Source organism: Micromonospora sp. NPDC005707 (assembly GCF_040631005.1).
GTDB lineage: Bacteria > Actinomycetota > Actinomycetes > Mycobacteriales > Micromonosporaceae > Micromonospora.
This window is the reverse complement of record NZ_JBEXYR010000017.1, coordinates 72270-95419: the sequence shown is the minus strand read 5'-3', so window position 1 is coordinate 95419 and position 23150 is coordinate 72270. Positions and strand designations below refer to the sequence as shown.

Below are 23150 nucleotides of genomic sequence, written 5' to 3'. Positions count from 1 at the left end.
AGCACCGGTATGCAGCAGGAGGCCCTCCAGGTCGTCCGGGAGTACGCCGAGGCGGTGTTCCGCCGGGCGCGGGTCCCGATGGAACCGCTCAACTACGAGGTGGACTGGGTCGACCAGCCGTCCCGGCACACCAGCTACCCCGACGCGCCCCGGGTGCCGCTGCCCGTCGACCTGCCGACCCTGCCCACCCTGCGCGACCTGTTCACCGGGGAGGGCCTGCCGCCGCCCGGGGGCTGGTCGCTGCCCGCCCTGGCGGCGCTGCTGCGCCTGTCGTACGGGGTGCTCGACCGGCGGCTCACCGTGAACTGGAACCAGGACCTGGCCAAGCGGGCGCACTTCGAGCACGCCGTCTGGGGGCGCGGCACCGCCTCCGGCGGCGGGATGTACCCGGTGGAGCTCTACCTGGTGGCCGGCGGCTCCGCACCGCTGCTGCCGGGGGTCTACCACTACGGCACCGGCCCGCACGTGCTGGAACGGCTGCTGCTCGGTGACGTCGCCGACCGGATCCGCGCCGCCGCCGGCCCGCAGGCGGGCGACGCGGACAGCTTCCTGGTGGCGACCATCCGGTTCTGGAAGAACTCGTTCAAATACAACAGCTTCTGCTACCACGTGGTCACCCAGGACCTCGGCGCCCTGCTGGGCTCCTGGGACCTGCTCGCGCGTGCCCTCGGCGTACCCCTGCCCCGGCTGCTCGGCTTCGACCCGGCGCCGGTGGACCGGCTGCTCGGCCTCGACGGCGACCGGGAGAGCGCCTTCGCCGTCGTACCCCTGACCTGGGCCGGCGCCGACCCGGCCGGACCGGTCGGGCCGAGCCCGGACGTCCAGGTGCGGTACCCGGCGTTCGAACGGTCCCGCCGGCTGCGGGAGTTCCCCGCGGTCACCGCCGTGCACCGGGCGGCGGCGGCCCCGCCCGTCCCCGCGCCGCAGGCCCTGGCCGCGGCCGCGCCCCGGGACCTGCCCGGCGACCCCGTGGCCCTGCCCGCGCCGCTGCTGGAACGCCTGGACAGTCCCCTGTCGACGGTCCTGGCCACCCGGTCCAGCAGCTTCGGCCGGTTCCGCCGGCCGCCCGACCTGACCGCCGCCGAACTGGGCACCACCCTCGCCTTCGCCGCCGCCGGGCGGCACCACCCGGCCGACGCCGGGCTGCCGCCGGACGCGCCGGCGCTCACTCGCCTGTGGGTGTTCGCCAACCACGTCGACGGCCTCGCCGCCGGCACCTACGGCTACTGCCCCCGGCGGCACGCCCTGCTGCCCGCCGCGGCCGAACCCGACGGCGGCATGTCCGCCTTCCTGCAACAGCAGTACTTCCTCACCAACTACACGATGGGTCAGGTCGGCGCCGTGCTGGCCATCTCCGGTCGGCTGGACGCGGTGCTCGACGCCGTCGGCCCGCGCGGCTACCGGCTGCTGAACGCCGAGATCGGCGCCGTCGCCCAGCGGGGATACTGCGCGGCCACCGCCCAGCGGGTCGGCTGCGGCGCGGTGCTGGGCTTCGACAACGTCGCCATGGACGAGGCCCTCGGCCTGTCCGGCACCGACGAGCGGACCGTGCTGTTCCTGCTGCTCGGGCGGCACCCGGACGGCACCGCCGATCTCGTCCACCGGCTCTGACCCCACCACGTCGACGAAGGAGAGACCCGTGACGGTGTCCCTGCCCGCACCAGCGGCCGCCGAGGTGTCCTGGCGGATGCCGGAGGTGTTCATGCTGCGCACCGCCGGCCTGCCGCTGGAGGTCGCCGACCGGCTCGCCTTCGACCGCACCGCCGCCTGGGCCCGCCGCACCCTCGACCTGGAGGACCGGCTCCGGGCGACCGGCCCGCCGCTGGCCGACGCCCTCCAGGAGGCGGTCGCCCGCAACCTCGCGGACGACCGGCTGCGGCGTCGGCTCATCCGGCTCCGCCGGGACGTGTGGAACCTGCGCCGCCCCGACCCCGCCGACCCCGCGGCCTGGCCCGCCGCCGAACTGGGCGCGGAGACGCACCGGATGCTGGCCGGCTGGCTGGACACGTTCGCGGCGTACCGCCGGGAGCTGGCCGAGGGCGCGGCCGTGCTGGCCGCGGAGCTGGCGCAGCGCCGGGACGTGCTGCGCGAGCTGGCCGACGACCCGGACCTGCGCGGCGGCATCCTGCTCGCCTCGCCGTCGCTCGACCAGTACCTGCCCACCTACCTGGCCGCGCCCGGCCGCCTCGGCAAGCGGGCCCGGCGGGTGGAACGGTCCCTGCTCGAGTACGCGTTCCGCACCGCCTGCAAGACCAGCCCGTTCAGCCGGCTCACCACCGTCAACGTCGGCACCTTCGCCCCGAGCGACGGCCCGCTGCTCGACGTGGCGCCGGTGACCGACCGGACCGGCGACGCCAAGCGGGGCGCCGCCCGGCTCAACCTGGCCGCGCTGGGCCGGCTGTCGGCCGTCGTCCTCGCCGACGAGACGCTGCGCGCGGACCTGCCGGTCGCCCTCACCACCGGCTGGCGCATCGAGCGCGGCCGGCTGCGCTACCTGCGCCGCCGCCGCACCAGCTCCGAGGACGGCGAGGCCGCCATCACCCTGGAGTCGATCCACGAGTCGCTGTTCGTGCTGCCCACCGGTCGGGTGCTGCACGACATCCTGGCCGCGCTCGACGGCGGCCGGGTCCGGCGCCTCGCCGACCTGGTCGACGAGCTGACCACCGACGACCGGCCCGCCGCGGAGATCGCCCAGTACCTGCACCACCTGCTGCGGGTGGGCCTGCTCGTGGTGCCGAACCTGCACCTGGACATCCACGCCGACGACCCGGTCGAGGGCTACCGGCGGGCGCTGGGCGGCATCGGCCGCGACTGGGCCGACCGGCTCGCCGAGCGGGTGGCGAGCGCCAACCGCCTCGCCACCGGCTACCCGGAGCACGACGTGGCCGGCCGCCGCCGGGTGCTCGCCGACATCCGGCGCGAGCTCGTCGCGGCCCACGAGGACCTCGGCCGCGCCGACGTCCCGGCCCCGCGGACCCTGCTCTACGAGGACGCGACGCTGCGCACCGGGCGGCCGGTCACCGCCGACCGGGTCCGCTGGGAGCGGGACGTCCTACCCGGCCTGCGGGCGCTGGCCCGGATCATGCCGGTGTTCGACATCAACCTGCCGCGCCGGCTGGCCACCAAGGGCTTCTTCCGGGCCCGCTACGGCGCCGGCGGGCGCTGCGACGACCTGCTCACCTTCGCCCACGAGTTCCAGCAGGACTTCTTCGAGCACTACAGCGGGCGGATGATGCGCCGCCGGGCGTTCGACGCCGACAACACCTACGTGCGGCAGGAGAACTGGTTCAAGCAGGAGGAGATCACCGCGCTCGACGACGCCCGCGTCGAGGTCGCCCGGCGGATGAACGAGGCGTACGACCGGTTGCCGGCCGGCGCCGAGGAACTGCGCCTGGACGACGAGTTCATGACCGAGGTGGCCGCCATGGTGCCGGAGACCCTCGGCACCCTCGACCCCCGGTCGTTCTTCCTCCAGATCGCCGACCAAGGCGAGCGGCACCGGGTGGTGGTCAACCGGATCTACTCCGGCATGACGCTGCTGTTCTCCCGCTTCGCCCACCTCTTCGCCGACCAGGACCTCGCCGGCACGCTCCGCGCCGAGCTGGCCAGGCTGGCGCCGCCGGGCGCCGTGCTCGCCGAGCTCAAGGGCGGGTACGACGCCACCAACCTCAACCTGCACCCGGCGGTCACTCCGTACGAGCTGGTCTGCCCCGGTGAGGTCAGCTTCCGGCCGGCCGCCGAGCAGATCCACATGGACGACCTCAGCGTCGAACACGACCCGGTGACCGACCGGCTGCTGCTGCGCTCCCGCCGGCTCGACGCCGAGGTCATCCCCGTCTACCTGGGGTTCCTGCTGCCCATGGCGCTGCCCGAGGTGCAGCAGGTGCTGCTCACCTTCGCCTACCTGGGCATGGCCCAGCCCGACCTGTGGGCCGGCACCACCGTGCCGCTGCCCGGGCACGGCATCGCCGGATACCCGCGCATCGTGCACGGCGACCTCGTGCTGCAACGGCGGATGTGGAAGCTGCACCCGGACCACCTGCCGCCGCCGCGCACCCCGGAGCAGAGCGACGCCGACTGGTTCCTGCGCTGGCAGCGCTGGCGCCGCGACAACAACCTGCCCCGCCGGGTCTTCGCCACCCCCGAGGGCAGCCGGCTCACCCCGGCCGCCGACGACGGCCAGCCCGCCGCGCAGCCCGGCGGCCGGCCCGACCACAAGCCGCTGTACGTCGACTTCGACAGCCACTTCTGCCTGCAACTGCTGGAGGCGACCGGGCGGGGCGCGGGCAGCCGGCTGGTGCTCACCGAGATGCTGCCGGACCGCGACGAGCAGGTGCTGCGCGGCCCCGGCGGCACCCACGTGACCGAACTGACCGTCGAACTCAACGGCGTCCGCGCCGGAAAGGTGGATGACCGATGACACCCTTCCCCTCCCCGGTGGAGCACGACTGGCTCAGCGTCCACGTCTTCTACGCCAGCAACGCCAACCCCATGCTGGTCGAGGGGGTCCGGCCGCTGGTGGACGAGCTGCGGGCCGAGGGGCTGATCAGCCGCTACTTCTTCATCAAGTACTGGATGGAGGGGCCGCACGTGCGGCTGCGGGTGCTGCCCGCGCCCGGCGCCGACCCGGCGGTCGTCCGGGCGCGGGTGGACGAGGCCATCGCGGCGTTCCTGCGCCGCCGCCCCGCGCTCTACGAGGTGGACAGCGACGGCCTGGGCGACCTGTACAAGCAGATGTTCCTCGCCGAGTACGGCCGCGAGCGCTGGGACGAGGAGTACGGCCCCGACGGCGTCATGCCGATGCGGGCCAACAACAGCTGGCACCACATCCCCTACGAGCGGGAGTACGGCCGCTACGGCGGGCCCGCCGGGATGGAGCTGGCCGAGTGGCACTTCGAGCACTCCAGCGACGTGGTGCTGGACCTGCTGGCCACCACCAACGTGCACGTCCGGCCGGTGCTGCTCGGGCTGTCCGCCCAGCTCACCATGATGATGTGCGCGGTCTTCCTCACCGACGACCGGCGGATCGCCGAGTTCCTCGACGAGTACCGCCGGTTCTGGGAGGTCTCCTACTCCGAGCCGAGCGACGACTACCACGCCAGCTTCGACAACAGCTACCGGCGGATGGACGCAGCGTTGCGCGACCGGCTGACCCAGATCCGCAACGGCGCGCGGGACCATGCGGACGTCCGGCCCGGCGGCGTCGAGGGCCGCTGGTCGGCGCACTGCCGGGAACTGCGCGACCGGGTCGTGGCCGCCACCGAGCGGGGCGAGCTCGTGTTCCAGCGCGGCGGCGCCGAGCCCACCGAGGTACGCGACCTGGACGCCGCCCTGCCCATCCTGCTCAGCTCGTATGTGCACATGACCAACAACCGGCTCGGCGTGAGCATCCTCGACGAGATCTACCTGTCGTACGTGCTGCGCACCGCCCTGCTCGACGACCTCGCCCCGGCCGGACCACGATGACCACGACGGACGCCACCTGGACGCGGCCCCGGCTGCGGGCCGAGGTGGTGCTCGGCCCCGGCCAGTGGCGGGGGGAGAAGCTGGTCCACCACGTCAAGGACCCGGAGACCGGCTGGTTCTACCGGATCGGGCCGCGCGAGCACTTCCTGCTGTCCCGGATGGACGGCACCCGGACGCTGGACGACCTGGCCACCGACTACGCGACCACCTTCGGGAAGCGGCTCGGGCCGGACAACTGGCAGCAGCTCTTCGGCATGCTGCACCAGCGGCAACTGCTCGACGGCGCGACCGACCCGGCGGCCCTCGCCCGGCTCACCGCGACCGCCGCCGAAGGCGCGGCGCGCACGAAGCGGGGCCCGCTGTCGGCCCGGTGGCCGCTCTACGACCCGGACCGGTTCTTCGACCGGCTGCTGCCCCGACTGGCCCCGCTGTTCACCTGGTGGTTCGTGCTGCCGGCGCTGCTCGTGGTGCTGGCCCTGGCCGGGTACGTCGCCCTGCGCCTGCCCGAGCTGCTCGACGTCGTCGCCCGGGGCGACCGGCCCCTGGCCGCCATCCTGGCGTCGGTGGTGATCACCTGGCTGATCGTCTTCCTGCACGAGTGCGCGCACGGCCTCACCTGCCGGCACTTCGGCGGGCGGGGCACCGAGATCGGCGTGATGTGGCGCTTCCCGATGCTGGCTCCTTACTGCAAGGTCGACGACATCGTGCTGTTCACCGCGCGCCGGCGGGTGGCCACCGCGTTCGCCGGGGTGTTCGTCAGCATGCTGGCCCTCGTGCCGTTCGCCGCGCTCTTTATCTGGGGCGCACCCGGGGCGCTGCACGACCTGGCCGGCACCATGCTGCTGTTCGGCACCGCGACCGCCGCGCTGAACCTGGTGCCCTTCCTGCGGCTCGACGGCTACTACATGCTCAGCCACGCCTTGAACCTCGCCGACCTGCGCACCGACAGCTACCGCTTCTGGGGCCGGCTGCTGCGCCGGGGCCCCGCGGCGGTACGCGGCTACCGGCCCCGCGACCGGGCGGCGTACGCCCTCTACGGGCTGGCCTCGCTGGTGTTCGCGGTCACGCTGCTCACGCTGCTCGTGCGCTACTGGTACGTCACGTTGGCCCGCTGGGCCGGCGGCGGGTGGGCGATCGTGATCCTGGTCGCGGAGGCGCTGGTGCTGCTGGCCCTGGCCGGCTGGCTCGCCCGCCGCCGGGCGGCCGGGACGCCCGACCGGGCAACCGCTCAATGATGTCGGCCAACTCTCCCAGTGGGCGTTGGCCGTCGAGTTCCAGCGTGGCGCCGCGTCGGAGCAACGGCTCCTCGATCGGCGGCAGATCCGTGCGCTCCCGTGTGTCGAGATAATGACGGGCCGAGGGCCAGAATGAGGTGTGATCAGTCGTCTGGCCGTAGCCGATGTTCGGCTCCTCGATCGCGCCATGGGCAGGTTCGGGGCGGTGTCGGGCGGTGCCCAGGCGTTTCTCAGCAGTCCAGGTGCTCTGGCCTTCGTGGCCTCCGACGGTGACGAGATCTTCGGATGGTGCTGGGGCTACCACTTGATCCGCCCGGACACCTCCTCGATGCTCTACCTCCATCGACTGGAGGTGGCGCAGGAGCACCGTCGGCGGGGGATCGGTGCGGCACTTCTCCGCGCGTTCATGTCGGCCGGCGCGCAGGCCGGTGCCAGCAGGATGTTCGTGACGACGGGCGAGGCCAACGGCCCCGCCCGGGCGCTGTACGAGGCGCTGGGCGGTGGTCTGGCCGCGCAAGGTCCCACCGTCAGCTACTGGTTCGTATTGAAGCCGGATGTGACGCCATCAGCCTCTGCTGTCCCGGGCGCGGGAGCCGTTCAGAGGTCTGGTTGTCGAGCCCTGCTGCTCACCGGCGTCGCCGGGGTGGGGAAGTCAACCGTGGCGGACGAGGTCGGACGGGCGCTGACCGGAGCCGGCCACGTCACGGCCGTCGTTGACACCGACCTGTTGGCGCAGTTCGGACCGCCCCCGTCCGTGGGCCCGGCGGGCGGACGAGTGTATGACGAGCTCAAGTACGTCAACCTGGCCTCGGTGTGGGCGAACTTCAGGGCCGCCGGGGCACGGTTCGTCGTTGTTGCAGCCGCCGTCGAGAGCGTGACCCAGCGGCAACGGTATACGGAGAGTCTCGCCGGCTGTGAGCTCACTGTGGTCAGGTTGATCGCCGACAGCGACACCGTTCGCGACCGGCTGCGCCAACGGGACACGGGACCGAAGCTCGAACGGCACCTGAGGGCGCTGGACCGGCCCCTACCCTCACCGACCAGGACCGCCGTTGAGGACTTCAGGATCCCGAACGACCGTCCCCCCGCCGAGATCGCCGCGAAAATCCTTGCCCGAGTGGGCTGGGCGGATCAGCTCAGCCGAAGCGTCGCCGATCGCGCGTCGACGCCCTGATCACGGGCGCGCCCACCGCACGTCGAGTGCCAGGGCAGGTTCGTCACACGCTGCGGCGCCCAATCAGCGGCAGAAGAGGACGTGTAGGGTGATCTCTGTCAGCGATGAGGGGAGGTGAGCCCGGTGAACACCCAATGTCACGTCTGGGCGCTCCACCCGGCCATCCCTGTCCGCTGACTTCGCGTCGGGGAGCGCCCTCCTAACCGGAGGAACAATGACCTTCTCCCCGTTCCGTATCGCAGTACCCGACGAGGTACTCGATGACCTGCGGGCTCGGCTGGCCCGTACCCGCTTCACGGACCGCAGCGGCGATCAGCCGTGGCAGGCCGGCGCGGACCCCGACTACCTGCGCGATCTGGTGTCCTACTGGGTCGACGGGTTCGACTGGCGAGCTCGCGAGGCCGAACTCAACGCGCTGCCGCATTACCAGGCCCAGATCGGCGGCCAGCGCATGCACTTCCTTCGCGTGCCCGCGGTTCGTCCGGCCGGCGCGCCCGCACCGCTGCCGCTGATCCTGAGTCACGGCTGGCCCAGCAGTTTCGTGGAAATGCTGCCCCTGGTCGACCGTCTGACCAACCCCGCTCGCCACGGGGGCGACCCCGCCGACGCGTTCGACGTGGTGGTTCCCTCGCTGCCCGGCTTCCTGTACTCGCAGCTGCCGAAGGGCCCGCTCACCCGCGCCTCGATGGCGCAGACGCTGCACCTGTTGATGACCGACGTCCTTGGCTACCAGCATTACGGTGCCTTCGGTGGGGATGTCGGCGGCGTGGTCACCGGTTGGCTGGGCGCCCTGTATCCCGAGCAGGTGGTCGGCATTCACATGATCCATCCACCGTTCCCGGCCAGCTTCGACTCCCACCCGTTGTCCCCAGCCGAGCAGGCGTTTCTCGACGCCGAGGCGGTGTACGACCAGACCGATGGCGGCTACAGCGCCATCATGGGCACCCGGCCGGACACCATCGCCGCGGCGCTGGTCGACTCGCCGGTCGGCCTGGCCGCCTGGCTCGTGGACAAGTACCGAGACTGGAGTGACAACCACGGGGACCTGGAAAGCCGGTTCGACCGGGACACCCTGCTCACGATCATCACCCTGTACTGGGCGAGCGGCACGATCGGCTCGTCGTTCCGGCAGTACTTCGACTTCGACCACAACAGTCCACGGCCCGACATCAGAGTGCCGGCCGCGTTCACGGTGAGCACCGAACCGTCGATGGCCAACTTCCCGCGCGAGATCACCGAACGCGCCTGCACCGACATCCGGCACTGGAGCGAACCAGGTAGGGGCGGACACTTCATGCCGCTCGAGGAACCAGACCTGCTCGCCGGCGAACTCAGGCAGTTCTTCACCTCGCTTCACCCGAACTGATCAGCAGGGGAGCCGGGTTACCACAACCCGGCTCCCTCGTCGGTTCCGCACAAATCGATCGAGAAGCCACCCGTGAAAACCGTGGCGTCCAACGCACCTGCCAAACCCGGCCCGTGGACGCTCCGCTAACCCTCCGGCAAGTCCCATGGTGCAGTGATCGTGAAGCTGTGGTCGATCGCCCTCACCAAGGCCGTCCCTTGCCGGCCCAGGTCGGCCCGTTCAGCCCATCCAGCCAAGGCGTCCAGGAAGCCGACGAGGTCACGCTGCACGCCCATCAGCAGCTGCGGCAGCGCATGACGCGGGAGGTCGACATGAAGCCCGGCCCAGCGGCCGCGATGACGGTCCGGGCCGCCGTCCTGCCACACCCGCAGGTCCTCGCCAACCGCCTCGATCCCAGGCCCCGGGTCGTGACCCAGCCATGGCGAGCCGCCAGCAAGAGCCTGCCCCCAGTCCCGCCAGTCCTCCAAGCCGGCGCAACAGCCCGGCACCACGACCCTTCCGGTGCTGGGGTCACTCACCTGCAGGCCACCGGCGATGATTAGTAGTTCCTCGGCGAGCAGGGCGTCCACGACCTCATGGCGGCCGCTAGGAGGCAGCACCTCGATCCGAGCAGCCAGAGCGGCCACGAACAGCCCGAGCTCTTCATCAGTGCAGTCGGCGTTGAGGGGCAGCCATGACCACGGTCCGGTCTGGGCCACCGGCCATGGCGGCGCCGGGTCGTTGTCCAGCGCGGGGACTTCGACGACCGCTTGCATCGTGATCACGGCGCTATTGAACTCGATGTCACCCACGCAGACGTCTGGATATCTCGCTCATCCACATCCGGGCCGCGCGACACGTGCCGACTCCATGAGTTGAGCGACTACACCGACGCACTGATCTCGGCCCGGTAGTGCACTCGAAGGCGCCGGACCTACCGGTGTCCGTACATTATCAGTGACGGACCCGGCCTAAGCCGGCGCGCATGCTCAGCGGCAGTTGAGCCCATCTGGTCGTGGCCCGCGTAAACGCTTCGCCGGAATTAGTGAGCCCCCAGTGTTCACTCTCCTTGATGCCCTATGCGCATGCCATGCAGAAGCGGGCGAACGGCCGCGCGGCGAGCCGTTCATCGCCGATCGGCTGCCCGCATCTTTCGCAGACGCCGTAGGTCGCCGCGTCCACCCGACGCAGCGCGTCGTCAACGTCGGCGATCCGCTTCCGCGCCCCGGCCAGCAGCGCGGTCAACTGGGCGCGTTCGAAGCCGATGGTGGCGCCCTCCGGGTCGTGCTCGTCGTCGGCATTCGAATCCCGCGATGCCAGGAACAGCGCCTCCAGATCCTGGGCCAGCGTCGCCGCCTCAGCCTCCGCCCTCGCTCGCAGCCGCAGCAGTTCATCGCGGACCATATGTGTAGCCTAACGGCCTCCAGCCGGCACAGACAGGCCATGGAGGGGACGCGCACGGGTGGCGGCATGAGGGTGCATCTGATCATGGAAGAGGGCTGCCGAAGCCTATCGATTTGATCAAATGCCGGAGCCGGAATCCGGACCGCTGGAAACGGTTTGGTTGGATCCAGAACTGTGACAGCAGACAAGAACAGGGAACGCAACGGTGCGGGCAGGATGGTTCACGAGCAAGCGGTACGGCAGTCCAACCGCCGTCGTCGGATCCGTCGTCGCGTTCGGCGTGCTGTTCGCCTTTGCTGGATACGCGATCATCATGTCGAGCTACCTCATGTCGAACAGTTGCATTGGCGACACCGGGCAGATGGTCTGCCCGGCGAGCGGTCCGGACTGGGCCCGGCCCCTGCCCGGGGCGGCCGCATTCCTGGGCCTGCTCGCCGGTCTTGCCGGTCTCCTGGCTGGCCGCCCGGTCCGTACGCCCGCCATGATTTCCGGTTTCCTGCTGACCGTCGTCGGCTTGGCCGGCAGTTGGCTGATCGGGTAGCCGCTCGTGTCCCGAAGTCGTGGATATCCGCTTCGGACGCCCCGTCGAGCGGCCAACGCACGGTCAGCGGCATGAGCGTGCGCGAGGCTTGCCGTTCAGGAGTTGAGCCGCTGATCCGTCTCCGCCGATTCCCGCTTGTCCAGGAACCCGTCGATCGCTTGCCGGAACGCGCCCGGCTGTTCCAGCCACGGGTAATGCCCGCACTGGTCGATGACCTCGACACGGCCAGCGGGAAACCGAGTCGCCAGGGCCTTCACTGGCGCGAGGCCGGTCAGGCAGTCGTCTGCCCCCGCGATGACCAACACGGGTGCGGCAAGCGTGCCGACCCGAGCGGCAATGTCGTCCGGAGGTTCGACACTGAAGTAGGCCTTGACGGCCGGCAGACTCCACCGGCCGACCATCGCGTGCGCCTGTTGGGCCGGCCCCCACGCTGCGTACCCCATCGGCGCGGCGCGTTGCTGCCACGCGTTGAACAGGTTGTCGTTACTCAGATCAGGCCCGGCCTCCGAAGCGGCGACGGCCGCATCGAACGCCGGCTCCCCACGACGTCGGGCGATCAACTCGACCGTGTCAGACGGTGTGTCGACTAGGTAGCCGGCTGGCGGCGTGATCAAGACCATGCCGGCAAGCCCGTGGGGAAACTGCGCCGCGTACGCAATGGCCAATCTTGTACCTGCCGAGTGCCCGACAAGCAGGACACGATCGAGCCCAAGGTGGTCCCGCAGACGCTCGAGATCCTCAGCCTGTCGCCAGAACGAGCCCACCTCGGCCACGGATGGCTCTGGTGAGCGACCGACGCCACGGAGGTGGGGCACGACCAGCGGGTACCGGCTGCCAAGTCCGGCCAGATCCCCGAGATAGCTCGGGTGCCGGGCGGCGCCGCCGGCGAGGACGATGAGAGGCGGAACGTCCCGGCTCTGCCCTTGGCGGCTTTCGTCGTAATGCAGTGGCGCTCCGTCGAAGCCAGCGTAGATCGGCACCGCATTACCTTAGTCAGGCATCCACCGAGACCATCTCTGGACTCCCGCTCATCGGCAGCGCAGGACACCTCCGCGCCGATGGGCCCATCGCCGACCGTAGCCAGCTTGGAAATCGCCGCGCACCAACGGCGGCAGATGAGGGTGGTGCCTCACTCGTAGGAGACGCCGGCCAAGTGGTCGGCCAACGCGAACGGGGTGCCGCAACTGGGGCAGGTGAGCTGGCCGAAGAGGCGCGTCAGAGTGGTCGCCACGGTGTTCCGGGCCGCCTGAACGGCCTCGGCATGTAGGCGGACGGCCAGCGCGGAGGAGAGTCCCGGCTCGATCAGCGAGTCGTCGGATGTGAGGTCGAGGGTCAGTTCCTCCTCGCATCCCGGGCATTGCACGTCGACCTCCCCGTCGTTGATTCGGTCGAGTTGTTTTCCCCACACTTCGTCGCCGTCGAAGCCCAGCATGGCCTGCTGCAGGTACACGAACATGCTGTCGGTTGACGCGCCCGGCAAGGACTCCGCCGCAAGCGCCCGTAGCGCCATGATTTCCTCGGCGTACGCAGCGCGGTCGGTGTCCGCGGTGTCCGCCGCGATGAAGCCTGCTAGCGCCACGGCTTCCTCCCGCTCCTGACGGGAGAACGCGGCGCAGGTCCTCGCGAGCCAGGGCAGCAGAAGCGCGCTTGCCGGATAGCACGTTCCCTGGTGACACGACTCTTCCCAGATGAGCCTCCAGGCCGGAGACGCGGGGTCTGCCGCCGCGGATTCCAGGACGTCCGGGGAGATGTCAGGGGCGATCGTCACCGGCGAAGGGTGACACAGTCGAAGATCGGGTGCACGCTTCTCGGCAGATCCGGATGCCGAAGGCGGCTCGCAAAGCGGGCAGCGCCGTCCCGGCCCCGGCCTGCTGGCGACCTCCAGCCCGCATCGGCCGGCCGGGCTGACGTGGTATTACAGGTGCTTCCAGCCCCGCGGCTTCGCCAGCACGATGATCAGGGTGCCGAGCGGACCCCACAAGCTGGGCACGAAGTACGGCCTGTGGTCCAGGCCCTTGCGGTTGACCATCCACTGATTCAGCCGGAAGAAGGCGAAAACTCCCGCCAACCAGGCGAGCGGTTCGATCAGTCTGTCCACCGGTCTCCATCCACGTCGTCAGCCAGGAACCTACGCCAAGGCGACCAGCGTGGCCGAGTTCGGACGATCGCCGGCGGGGAGGGACATCGCCCTCGGTGGGGCGATCGCTGCCGCGCAGCAAACCTGCTTGCCCCTGAGTCGCGTGGGCATCGGCCCGCGGTTCGATGACGACGGGGACCAGGGCATGACCCAGTTCCGGGTGTCCGATTGTCGACGCCACCCGGCTGGCGTGAACCCGGTTGACCGCTCGGGGCCTACCCGAGCGCGCCGGTAGGGTGATCGTCAGCCGATCAGGATGACGCCTAAACGCGCAGCCCAGGTTGGGGATCATTCGTGTCGATCCTGCGACACGAACCCGCGCGGCTCAGTCGCCAGCGATGCGAACAGCCGACCCGGACACCCCACACGAGAGCCACAGCGGCCACCAGACCGCGCACAGCGACACGCGCATCCCGGGCTGGCGCGGTGCGGCTCGAGTGTGGGCTTGCGGGCGGCGTGCTGGCGCGGCTCTTGCCCTGAAATCGGTCATACGGGCTGTCGGAAGTGTGGTGACGCCCTCCCGTCACGAGCAGCGACCCGAGGCGCATCTGTGCCGATAAGCAGCAGCAGCGGGCCTATCCGTGCCGGAAATCCCCATGGCTGAGCCTTGCGGTGCGGCTTTTCGTCACGCAGGATGGGTCGCATGGATGACACGCCCACCCTCGACGCGCTGGACCGTCGCCTGCTGGCGGCGCTGCAGCTCGACGGCCGCGCGCCCTGGGGCCTGATCGCCCGCGTCGTCGGAGCCAGCGAGTCGACGGTGCAGCGGCGTTTCACCGCGCTGCGCAACCGGGGCGCCGCCCGCGTCATTGGCGTCGTCGACGTCCTGCGGTGCGGCTTGGGGGTTCCGGTGCTGGTCCGGGTCTCCTGCCGGCCCGGCACCGCGGGGGAGGTGGTGACCCGGCTGGCCGCCCGGCCCGAGGCCCGCTTCGTGGCCATGGTCTCCGGCAGCGTCGACGTGGTCGCCGAGTTCGTCGTGCGGACGCACCGGGATCTGGCCCAGGTGCTCGTCCATGACCTGCCCGGCGCCGACCTGGTCACCGACACCGAGACGTTGACGGTGATGCGGACGTTCACCTCCGCCCACGACTGGGACACCGGCCTGCTCGACAAGGAGGCGGCCGCCCTGATGCGCCCCACGCCGGTGCGCCCGTTCGAGGACCAGGTCTGGGAGCGCCCACCGGATCGCCTGGACGACCTGGAACTGGCCATCCTCGCCACCCTCGGCGAGGACGGGCGGATGCCGGTGCGGGAGATCGCGGCGCAGGTCAACTCCAGCGAGTCCACCGTCGCCCGGCGCATCGACTCGATGGTCGCCCGCGGCTGCCTGCGTTTCCGCACCCTGGTGGAGCCGACGCTGCTGGGCTTCGCGGTCGAGTTCATGCTCTGGCTCGACGTCGAGCCGGCCCAGCTGGACGCCGCGGGCCGCCGGCTCGCCGAGGACCCCGGCACCAAGTACCTGTCCGCCACCGCCGGGCGCTTCAACCTGTGCGCCCAGGTGTCGCTGCGCCACTTCGCGGATCTCTACCGATTCACCACCGACGTGGTCGGCGCCCTGCCGGGCGTCCGCCGCGCGGACACGACATTGCAACTCGACACGCTCAAGCGCGCCTGGCTGCCCACCGTGTCGCACCTGTCCGCCGAGTCCGTCACCGAGAGGAGCAGCCGATGAGTGCCACCACCGAGCCGTGGCAGTGGGACGAGGCCACCTGGCGCGGCCACGTCGACCGGGTCCGGGCAGGGCGCCGGCTGGCGCCGCCGTGGCCGGGCGGCGCCAAGGTCGCGGTCGCGATCTCCTTCGACTCCGACCACGAGACCATCCCACTGCGCGAGGGGGAGACCCGCCCCGGCAAGCTCGCCCAGGGCGAGTACGGCTCCCGCGTCGGCGCGCCCCGGATCCTCGCCGCGCTGGCGCGGCACTCGGTGCCGGCCACCTTCTTCATGCCGGCGGTGTCCGCGCTGCTGCATCCCGACGAGGCGCGCGGCTACGTCGAGGCCGGGCACGAGATCGCCGCCCACGGGTGGATCCACGAGCGCAACATGCTGCTCCCGCCGCAGGACGAACGTGAGCTCGCCGCGCGGGCCCTGGACACCCTGGAGAAAATCACCGGCGTGCGCCCCGTCGGGGTACGCACCCCGTCCTGGGACTTCTCCGACGCCACCCTGGGGATCATCGCCGAGCTCGGCTTGATCTACGACTCGTCGCTCATGGCCGACGACGACTGCTATGAGCTGCTCGCCGACGGCCGGCCCACCGGCATCGTCGAGCTGCCGGTGGAGTGGATCCGCGACGACGCCCCGTACTTCATGATGGAGCGTTACGGCTCCCTGCGGCCCTACACGCCGCCGCGCGACGTGCTGCAGCTGTGGCGCGACGAGTTCGACGCGGCCCGTGCAGACGGCGGCCTGTTCCAGCTCACGATGCACCCGCACATCATCGGCCACCGCGCCCGGATGGTCGTGCTCACCGAGCTGCTCGACCACATGGCCTCCTTCGACGACGTCTGGTTCGCCACCCACGCCCAGATCGTCGAGCACGTGCGGTCGGAGCTGTCCGAGCCGCCGAGGCGCGCCGAGTAGCGCGGGCCGCCCTCACCCCCTTTCACCCCGACCACCACCCCGGAGGTTCGCCGTGACCGCGACCACCGCGACCGCACCCACCCGTGCGCCCGCCGTGCCCCTCACCGACAAGCAGCGCCGTGCCGTGATCGCCGGTTCGATCGGCAACACGGTCGAGTGGGTCGACTGGGCGCTGTACGCCTCGTTCGCGCCCATCTTCTCCGCGCAGTTCTTCCCGAAGGGGGATGCGGGCGCCGCCCTGCTGGCCACGCTGGCCGTGTTCGCCGTCGGGTTCCTCATGCGTCCGATCGGTGGCGCCCTGCTCGGCAGCTACGCCGACCGGCACGGCCGCAAGGCCGGCATGACGCTGACCATCGCGATGATGGCCGGCGCCGCGCTGGTCATCGCGATCTGCCCGCCGTACTCGGCCATCGGCATCCTCGCCCCGATCGTCCTGGTGCTCGCCCGTCTGGTGCAGGGCTTCTCCGCAGGCGGCGAGTTCGGCACGTCCTCCGCCTTCCTCATCGAGTCCGCGTCGCCCGGCCGCCGGGGATTCGTCGGCTCCTGGCAGCAGGTGTCCGTCGGCGCCGGCGCGCTGATCGCCTCGCTGCTGGGCACGCTGCTGACCCGTACCCTCAGCGACGACGCCCTGGCCACCTGGGGCTGGCGGGTCGCATTCGGCATCGGCGGCCTGCTCGGCCTGATCGGGCTGTGGCTGCGAGTCTCGGTCGAGGAGACCGACGCCTTTACCGAGCTCGCCCAGCGGCGGGCCGGGCAGCCCAAGCCGCGGCCGGTGAAGGACATGCTGGTCAAGCACCCCCGCGCCGCGCTGCGCGTCGTCGGGATCACCATCGCAGGCACCCTGCTCTACTACATGTGGGTCAGCTACATGCCCGGCTACGCCCACACCGCCGAGGGCATCCCGCTGACCACCGCGTTCCTCGCCAACACCCTGGCCATCGCGATCTTCCTGGTGTTGCTGCCCTTCGGCGGCAAACTGTCGGACCGCTTCGGTCGCAAGCCCACCCTGCTCGCGTTCGCCATCGGCTTCCTCGTGCTGGCCTGGCCGGCGTTCCAGATCATCGGCGGCGGCTTCTGGTCGCTGTTCCTCGTCGAACTCGCCGGCGTCTTCTTCCTGGTCGGCTACTCCGCCAACTGCGCCGTGGTGATGGCGGAGCAGTTCCCCGCCGACGTCCGCACCACCGGCATCGGCCTGCCCTACGCCCTCGCCGTGGCGATCTTCGGCGGCACCGCCCCCTACGTCACCACCTGGCTGGCCACCCACGGCCACCGCGACAAGGTGTGGATCTACGCCGCCGCGGCCGCCGTCATCGGCATCGTCGTCTACGCCACCATGCCGGAGACCAAGGGCAAGGAGATCGAATGAGCAGGCACGTGCTGGTCACCGGAGCCGCCAGTGGAATCGGCGCCGCGATCGCGGCCCAGTTCGCCAATGACGGCTGGGCTGTCACCGGTGTCGACCTCCGCGAACCCGAACTGCGCGCCACGTTGGACGCCCTGGGCACCGACACCGACGCCCACGTCGCCGACCTCGCCGATCCCGCAGCACCGACCCGCGTCGTCATCAAGGCCTGGGAGCGCGGGGGACCGCTGGACGCCGTCGTCAACGCGGCCGGCATCTATCCCGCCCGCAGCTTCCTCGACCTCGACGCCGCGGTGTGGGACCGCGTCCAGGCCGTCAACGTCCGCGCGCCGATGCTCACCACCCGCGCCTTCGCCGAGCTGGCCGTCGCGACCGGACGGACCGGCAGCGTGGTGAACATCAGCTCCGGCGCGGCGCTGCGGGCCCGCCCCGGTGCCGCCCACTACAGCACCTCCAAGGCTGCCCTGGAGATGCTGACCAGGGCAGCCGCCGTCGAGCTGGGCGCCGCCGGCATCCGGGTCAACGCCGTCAGCCCGGGGTTCGTCACCGTAGACAGCGCGGCCAACCCGGTGACCGAGGAGTACGCCGCCGCCGTGTCGGTGAACCCGCTCGGCCGGCGCGGACGCCCGGACGACATCGCCGCCGCGGTCGCGTGGCTCGTGTCGCCGGCCGCCGAATGGGTCACCGGCACCGTTCTCCGGGTCGACGGCGGCGCGTCCGCCGGCACCACCACCCTGCCGCCGCACTGGCCCGGCCTCAGCGACGTGCAGGCACCCGATCCGCACCCCACGCAAGGAGCAACCCTGTGACTGTCCGCAGCTACACCATCGTCGGCGCCGGGGCGATCGGCGGCACCGTGGCCTGGCACCTCGCCCGGGCCGGGCATCAGGTCACCGTGGTGGACGCCGACCCGGCACACGTCGCCGCCATCACCGAGGACGGGATCGTACTGGAGCGCGCCGGCACCCGGGAGGCGCAGCGGGTGGCCGCGGCCCTGACGCCCGACCAGGTCACCGACCCGCTCGACCGGGTGCTGCTGGCCGTCAAGGCCCACGCCACCGACGGGGCCGCCGCCTGGCTCGCCAAGCACCTCGCCGACGACGGGTACGTGGTCAGCCTGCAGAACGGGCTCAACGAGGACGTCATCGCCCGCCACGTCGGCGCCGAGCGCACCATCGCGGCCTTCGTCGACCTGTTCGCCGACGTCACCGCCCCCGGGGTCATCGCCGACGGTGGGGCCGGCGCCATGGCGATCGGTGAGCTGACCGGCGCGGTCACCGACCGGGTACGCACCCTGGTCCAGGACCTGCAGGCCTGGGGCCCCGCCGTGGCCAGCGACAACGTGGCCGGCTTCCTGTGGTCCAAGCTGGGCTTCGGCGCGATGCTCACCGCGACGGCCCTGGCCGACGACGCCATGGCGCAACTGCTCGACCGGCACCGTCCCGCCGCGCACACCCTCGCCCGGGAGGTCTTCGCGGTCGCCGCCGCGGAAAGCCTCACGCTGGAGCCCTTCGACGCGTTCCGGCCCACCGCCTACACCGCCGACGCGAGCCCGGCGGACGCCGACGCGGCCACCGACGCTCTCGTCGCGTGGCTGGGCACCCAGACGAAGACCCGCAGCGGCATCTGGCGGGACATCGCCGTGCGACATCGCGCCACCGAGGTGCCCACCCAGTACGCGCCGGTGCTGGAAGCGGCCGAGCGTCACCACATCGACGTGCCGGTGTTGCGCGCCATGCTCGGTCAGCTCGCCGAGGTCGAGGCCGATCCGTCGACCATGAGCGAGGACCGGCTGACCGTGCTGGACCGGATGGTGGAGCCGGAGGCCGCGCGATGAGCGTGGCCAGCCACCTCGACCTGGGTCCGGTCGACAGCTTCCTGCGCGCACACCGCGACGACATGCTGGCGGACCTGGCCGCGTACGTCCGGCTGGAAACGCCCAGCGACGACCTCGCCGCCCTCGCCCGCGGCCGCGACTGGGTTCGCGCCTGGGTGCAGCAGCGTCTCGGCCTCTCGGCCGCGGCGCGCACCGCGCCGGGCGGCGACCACGGCGACACCCTCGTGCTCGACTACCCGGGCACCTCGCAGGGTTCCGCACCGGTCGCCGTGCTGGCCCACTACGACACCGTCTGGCCGCTGGGCACCATCGAGGACATCCCGTTCGATGTCACCGGCGACATTATCCGCGGGCCGGGGGTCTTCGACATGAAGGCCGGCCTCGTGCAGGCGGTGTGGGCGCTGCGCGCCCTCGACGCCCTGGGCCTGCCCCGTCCGCCGGTGCGCCTCATCCTCAACGGCGACGAGGAACTCGGCAGCCCCGCCTCCCGCCCGGTGATCGAAGAAGCCTGCCACGGCGCGGCCGCCGTCCTCGTGTTCGAGGCCAGCGCGGACGGCGCGGTCAAGACCGCCCGCAAGGGCGTCGGGCTGTTCGACCTCACCCTCACCGGCGTCGAGGCCCACGCCGGGCTCGACCCCACCGCGGGCGCCAGCGCCGTCACCGCGCTGGCCGAATTCGTCCTGCACGCCACCGCGCTGACCGATCTGCCGGCCGGCACGAGCGTCAACGTCGGGGTCGTCGACGGCGGCACCCGCCGCAACGTCACCGCCGGCTCGGCGCACGCCGGCGTCGACGTACGGGTCTCCTCCGAGGCCGAAGCGGAGCGGATCGAGCGGCAACTGCGCGGGTGGCGGCCAAGCAACCCGCTGGTCCAGGCCCGTGTCGATGGCGGGTGGAACCGGCCCGTCATGGCCCGGACCCCGGCCATCGCCGACCTGTTCGCCCAGGCCCGGGTGCTGGCTCGGCAGCTCGGCTTCGAGCTGGGGGAGATTGCCGTCGGCGGCGCCAGCGACGGGAACTTCGCCGCGGCCCTGGGGTTGCCGGTGCTCGACGGCGTGGGTGCCGTCGGGTCGGGCGCGCACGCCCGCGACGAGCACGCCACGGTCTCCGGGATGCTGGAGCGGGCCGCTCTCGCGGCAGGTCTCGTCACCTCGCTCGCCCATTGAAGCCGGGCTCAGGCGTCGTCGACGTCCGGCAGCCTGGGGGTGGGTTCTGGAGCTGCTCCACGCGAGGAGCCGAGGTCACGTCTGGGGAACCGCCTCTCCGCGTAGGAGCCCGCATATCGGCACGTCCGGACACCGGCGATCAGCGTCGATGCATCTTCGGTCACGAGTGCCTCGCGGCTACTTAGAGACTTTGCGCAGGATCGATGTCCGGCCATGAGCGGACGTGCGGCGGGAGACGAGGCCCCACGTCGCGGCGCCGGAGGTGGATCGTCCGTGACCGCTCGTACCATGGCCGGCATGGCCATCGCTCGCTTTCCCAGCATCGTCATCGACTGTCCCGATCCTGGTGCACTCGCAAGGTTCTACGGCGCAATGTTGGATTGGAAGGTTGACGTCTCGTCCGACTGGGCTGAGGTCCGCGCGGAGTACGGTCAGTGCATCTCCTTCCAGCAGGTGGATGGGTACAGGCTGCCGGAGTGGCCAACCCAGGAGCTTCCCCAGCAGATGCACCTCGATGTGATCGTTGACGACCTCGACGCCGCCGAGGCGGCAGTGCTCGATCTCGGCGCAACCAAACACTCCCACCAACCCGGTACCTCCTTCCGGGTCTTCCTCGACCCGGCAGGTCACCCCTTCTGCCTCTGTGTGAACTGATCCGGGCGGGCGGCTCAATCCGCAAACACAGAAGCCTGGACGGCTTGGCGCAGTGTTCACGCTCATCGGCAGAGTCGCACGGTTGCGGCCGGCGGGCGCGGCCTGCGGCAGAAGACGATGGCGAAACTGGGCGGGCATCGCGAACGCGAATCGGCGGCGCGGTGTGCGACGTGCGTACGGTGAGGACCTCGGTCTTACCTGTCCGGCCGTACCATCTCCCGGTGATCTCCTCCCGCCGACGGCTGGTCGTCGCGTCCATCCTCTTGGTGTCGGAGGCGGTGGCGTTCGCGCTGATCGTCACCGAGTCCGTGACGGGTGCGATCGCCGCCGTTGGCCTCACCTGCGTGTCGTTGTGGGTGCACATCGTCCTGCACGAGTGCGGGCACCTCGTCGTGGCGAAGCTGCTGGGTCTGCCGGTCACCGCGGTCCGTATCGCGCCCTTTACCGGCCGGCGGAGCGAGGTGTGGGTCCGGCCGGCGCCGGCGGCGGCCGCGTTGCCGCTGCGGATGGTGTTGTTCTACCTCGGTGGCCCGATGGTGAACCTGTGCACCGCGGCGGTGCTCGGCGCCGCGGCGGCGTTGACGAGCACGGCGTTCACCCGCGTCGTACTGCTCGGCGCAGCGCTTGTCGGGGCGCTGCTCGGGGTGGTCAATCTCATCCCCGGGACGTCGCCCCGCAGTGACGGCCGCAACCTGCTTCGCTGGCTTCTGGCGCCGACGGCCACTCGCGCCGCGCTACGGGCGGGCCACTACCAGGCGGAGATAAGCCGGACGGTGCGCACGATCACCCGAGGGGAGGTCGGCGACCATCGTCTCGGAGATCCTGTCCCCGACGACAACGACCCGCGACTGGCGCTCGCCGCCTTCCACGAGCGCTGGAGCACGGGGCACACGCAGTCGGCGGCGGATTTCGTCGCCGACGCCGAGCGGCTCGCGGCGCTGGCTCGCGCCGACCGCACCGACCCCATGGCCGCCGCCACGATCGGGCAGGTGCTCACCGTTCAGTTCGGCTTGTGGTACCTGTACGGCGCAGTGGTGAACGGCTCACCGGTGGAACACCGAGAGGTCGTGGAGATCTCGGAGCTGGCCGAGCTGGCCTTCCACGTGCAGCCGCACATGTTGTCGGCTCGTGTCGCCATGAGCCTTGCTCACCTGCTCAACCAGCGGCCGGAGCAGGCGCGGTCGCTGCTTCTCGACGTTCGGCCGGGTATCGACCCGCCGGACCTGTGCAACGTCGCGTTTCTCCTGTCGGCCATCGCCGAGTGTTACCTCGGCAACCACGCTGATGCGGACGCCCTCGTCAGGGCGTCCGGCGGCGACTGCCAGCAACTGACACAGGTCGTCGTCGCGATCCGCGCCGCCGACCCGGCGCCGCACTTGTTTGCTCCGGCATCGATGGCCGGCACCTGACCGGCGTGCCTGCTGAGCGCACGCGGACCGTGTCAAAGGTCAGCGAGGCCTGGTGCCGTGCGGATCTACCGAGATCAGTGCGTTTCGGGTTAAACAGCGGCCAGTCGTTTCGCAGCCGTCCGCCGGATCCTTTTCGTTCTGCCGTACTTCGCCAGGTGATCGAGGGTGCGCACCGCCATGGAGGTCTCTGCAAGCCGAATCTGAAGCCAGTCAGTCCAGGCCGACAGCGTCTCCCGGGTGAGTTCCGGAACGGCGCCCTGGATCCGCAGGATGTCGACTTCTCGCGCGCGCCGGGAGGCATACTGCCGGTCACTTTCGTTGCGTGCCAATTCGATCCACTGCTCGCGGTGGGGCACTTCAACCCACTCCATCATCTGGGTCACCACGGCCGCGACCAGCAGGTCGCCCGGGTCGAGGAAGACCGCGGCGAGCAACCTCGGATGGCACGCCTCGCCGCCGATCGCCCTCTGGTAGAGCGACCACCGCTGATGTTCGTCGCTGGCGTCCTCGGGTAGCGGTACATCAAGACACTGGGCAAGGGCCTGAAGATGCGGGTCCAGACGGTCACTGGCCTGCGACGCGTCACTCTCCCCAGCGGGGTTCACCGGCACCACAACCTCACCTGACGCGCTTCCCGTGTGCCTATGCCCGACAGGGTAGGTGCGGCATCAGCCCGCGTGCGATTCATTCTCGCGACGCCCTGTCATGTGTCTCGTGATCATTTCTATGACGACCTGCGTGACCCGGCCGCGGACGACGCCCGGCGCCGGCACGCGGAACTGGCACGCCAGTCGTCGTTCGTCATGGCGAGATCCGTTTCCGTTTCCCGGCGGTAACCC

21 protein-coding genes are annotated in these 23150 nt (G+C 71.0%); 15 read left to right on the top strand and 6 right to left on the bottom strand.

Annotated features, from left to right (window positions below; genetic code table 11):
• Positions 1 to 9: 9 nt before the first annotated feature.
• The 6 genes from ABZ452_RS27565 (at position 10) to ABZ452_RS27540 (ending at position 9241) form a co-directional block, all read left to right on the top strand.
• Positions 10 to 1611, top strand: a complete 1602-nt coding sequence (locus tag ABZ452_RS27565; protein ID WP_357948789.1) for a SagB family peptide dehydrogenase — start codon at positions 10 to 12, stop codon at positions 1609 to 1611.
• A gap of 28 nt (positions 1612 to 1639) precedes the next feature.
• Complete coding sequence (locus ABZ452_RS27560; protein WP_357948786.1) at positions 1640 to 4420, top strand: lantibiotic dehydratase; 2781 nt, start codon at positions 1640 to 1642, stop codon at positions 4418 to 4420.
• Positions 4417 to 5466: a thiopeptide-type bacteriocin biosynthesis protein gene (locus ABZ452_RS27555; RefSeq protein WP_357948784.1), complete on the top strand. Its 1050-nt coding sequence runs from the start codon at positions 4417 to 4419 to the stop codon at positions 5464 to 5466. Before ABZ452_RS27560 ends, ABZ452_RS27555 begins: the two co-directional genes overlap by 4 nt.
• Positions 5463 to 6701 (top strand): M50 family metallopeptidase, encoded by a 1239-nt coding sequence (locus ABZ452_RS27550; RefSeq protein WP_357948781.1) that lies wholly within the window; start codon positions 5463 to 5465, stop codon positions 6699 to 6701. Before ABZ452_RS27555 ends, ABZ452_RS27550 begins: the two co-directional genes overlap by 4 nt.
• 139 nt (positions 6702 to 6840) lie before the next feature.
• Positions 6841 to 7875, top strand: coding sequence for a GNAT family N-acetyltransferase (locus tag ABZ452_RS27545; protein ID WP_357948778.1), 1035 nt, complete (start codon positions 6841 to 6843; stop codon positions 7873 to 7875).
• 214 nt (positions 7876 to 8089) lie between these two features.
• Positions 8090 to 9241 carry an epoxide hydrolase family protein gene (locus ABZ452_RS27540; RefSeq protein ID WP_357948775.1) on the top strand — a complete coding sequence of 384 codons (1152 nt, stop codon included), beginning with the start codon at positions 8090 to 8092 and terminating at the stop codon, positions 9239 to 9241.
• Between the two features lie 125 nt (positions 9242 to 9366).
• Here ABZ452_RS27540 and ABZ452_RS27535 read toward each other — a convergent pair whose 3' ends face one another.
• Both ABZ452_RS27535 and ABZ452_RS27530 read right to left on the bottom strand, forming a co-directional pair.
• Entirely contained in the window at positions 9367 to 10032 is a 666-nt protein-coding gene (locus tag ABZ452_RS27535) for a hypothetical protein (protein ID WP_357948773.1), read from the bottom strand.
• 265 nt (positions 10033 to 10297) lie between these two features.
• On the bottom strand, positions 10298 to 10624 hold the full coding sequence (locus ABZ452_RS27530) for a TraR/DksA C4-type zinc finger protein (protein ID WP_154226623.1): 327 nt from the start codon (positions 10622 to 10624) through the stop codon (positions 10298 to 10300).
• Positions 10625 to 10829: 205 nt separating this feature from the next.
• On the opposite strand from ABZ452_RS27530, the gene ABZ452_RS27525 reads away from it, so the two are divergent.
• Positions 10830 to 11165, top strand: a complete 336-nt coding sequence (locus ABZ452_RS27525; RefSeq protein ID WP_357948771.1) for a hypothetical protein — start codon at positions 10830 to 10832, stop codon at positions 11163 to 11165.
• 95 nt (positions 11166 to 11260) lie between these two features.
• Here the strand turns inward: ABZ452_RS27525 and ABZ452_RS27520 are convergent, their stop codons facing one another.
• The 3 genes from ABZ452_RS27520 to ABZ452_RS27510 form a co-directional block, all read right to left on the bottom strand.
• Entirely contained in the window at positions 11261 to 12145 is an 885-nt protein-coding gene (locus ABZ452_RS27520; RefSeq protein WP_357948768.1) for an alpha/beta hydrolase, read from the bottom strand.
• 149 nt (positions 12146 to 12294) lie between these two features.
• Positions 12295 to 12933, bottom strand: a complete 639-nt coding sequence (locus tag ABZ452_RS27515; protein WP_357948765.1) for a hypothetical protein — start codon at positions 12931 to 12933, stop codon at positions 12295 to 12297.
• A gap of 147 nt (positions 12934 to 13080) precedes the next feature.
• Entirely contained in the window at positions 13081 to 13263 is a 183-nt protein-coding gene (locus ABZ452_RS27510; RefSeq protein WP_357948762.1) for a hypothetical protein, read from the bottom strand.
• 682 nt (positions 13264 to 13945) lie between these two features.
• On the opposite strand from ABZ452_RS27510, the gene ABZ452_RS27505 reads away from it, so the two are divergent.
• The 8 genes from ABZ452_RS27505 (at position 13946) to ABZ452_RS27470 (ending at position 22311) form a co-directional block, all read left to right on the top strand.
• On the top strand, positions 13946 to 14974 hold the full coding sequence (locus tag ABZ452_RS27505; protein WP_357948760.1) for an Lrp/AsnC family transcriptional regulator: 1029 nt from the start codon (positions 13946 to 13948) through the stop codon (positions 14972 to 14974).
• Positions 14971 to 15882 (top strand): polysaccharide deacetylase, encoded by a 912-nt coding sequence (locus ABZ452_RS27500; RefSeq protein ID WP_357948757.1) that lies wholly within the window; start codon positions 14971 to 14973, stop codon positions 15880 to 15882. Before ABZ452_RS27505 ends, ABZ452_RS27500 begins: the two co-directional genes overlap by 4 nt.
• Positions 15883 to 15934: 52 nt before the next feature.
• Positions 15935 to 17248 (top strand): MFS transporter, encoded by a 1314-nt coding sequence (locus tag ABZ452_RS27495; RefSeq protein ID WP_357948754.1) that lies wholly within the window; start codon positions 15935 to 15937, stop codon positions 17246 to 17248.
• Positions 17245 to 18054 (top strand): SDR family oxidoreductase, encoded by an 810-nt coding sequence (locus tag ABZ452_RS27490; protein ID WP_357948751.1) that lies wholly within the window; start codon positions 17245 to 17247, stop codon positions 18052 to 18054. The genes ABZ452_RS27495 and ABZ452_RS27490 overlap by 4 nt, the downstream gene beginning before the upstream one ends.
• Positions 18051 to 19082, top strand: a complete 1032-nt coding sequence (locus ABZ452_RS27485) for a 2-dehydropantoate 2-reductase (RefSeq protein WP_357948748.1) — start codon at positions 18051 to 18053, stop codon at positions 19080 to 19082. The genes ABZ452_RS27490 and ABZ452_RS27485 overlap by 4 nt, the downstream gene beginning before the upstream one ends.
• The gene (locus tag ABZ452_RS27480; RefSeq protein ID WP_357948746.1) at positions 19079 to 20248 is read left to right on the top strand and encodes a M20 family metallopeptidase; all 1170 of its coding nucleotides are present in this window, start codon (positions 19079 to 19081) and stop codon (positions 20246 to 20248) included. Before ABZ452_RS27485 ends, ABZ452_RS27480 begins: the two co-directional genes overlap by 4 nt.
• 297 nt (positions 20249 to 20545) lie before the next feature.
• Positions 20546 to 20902 carry a VOC family protein gene (locus ABZ452_RS27475; RefSeq protein ID WP_357948743.1) on the top strand — a complete coding sequence of 119 codons (357 nt, stop codon included), beginning with the start codon at positions 20546 to 20548 and terminating at the stop codon, positions 20900 to 20902.
• A gap of 221 nt (positions 20903 to 21123) precedes the next feature.
• Positions 21124 to 22311, top strand: a complete 1188-nt coding sequence (locus ABZ452_RS27470; RefSeq protein ID WP_357948740.1) for a hypothetical protein — start codon at positions 21124 to 21126, stop codon at positions 22309 to 22311.
• A gap of 89 nt (positions 22312 to 22400) precedes the next feature.
• On the opposite strand, the gene ABZ452_RS27465 is transcribed toward ABZ452_RS27470, so the two are convergent.
• Positions 22401 to 22922 carry a hypothetical protein gene (locus ABZ452_RS27465; protein ID WP_357948737.1) on the bottom strand — a complete coding sequence of 174 codons (522 nt, stop codon included), beginning with the start codon at positions 22920 to 22922 and terminating at the stop codon, positions 22401 to 22403.
• Positions 22923 to 23150 lie beyond the last annotated feature (228 nt).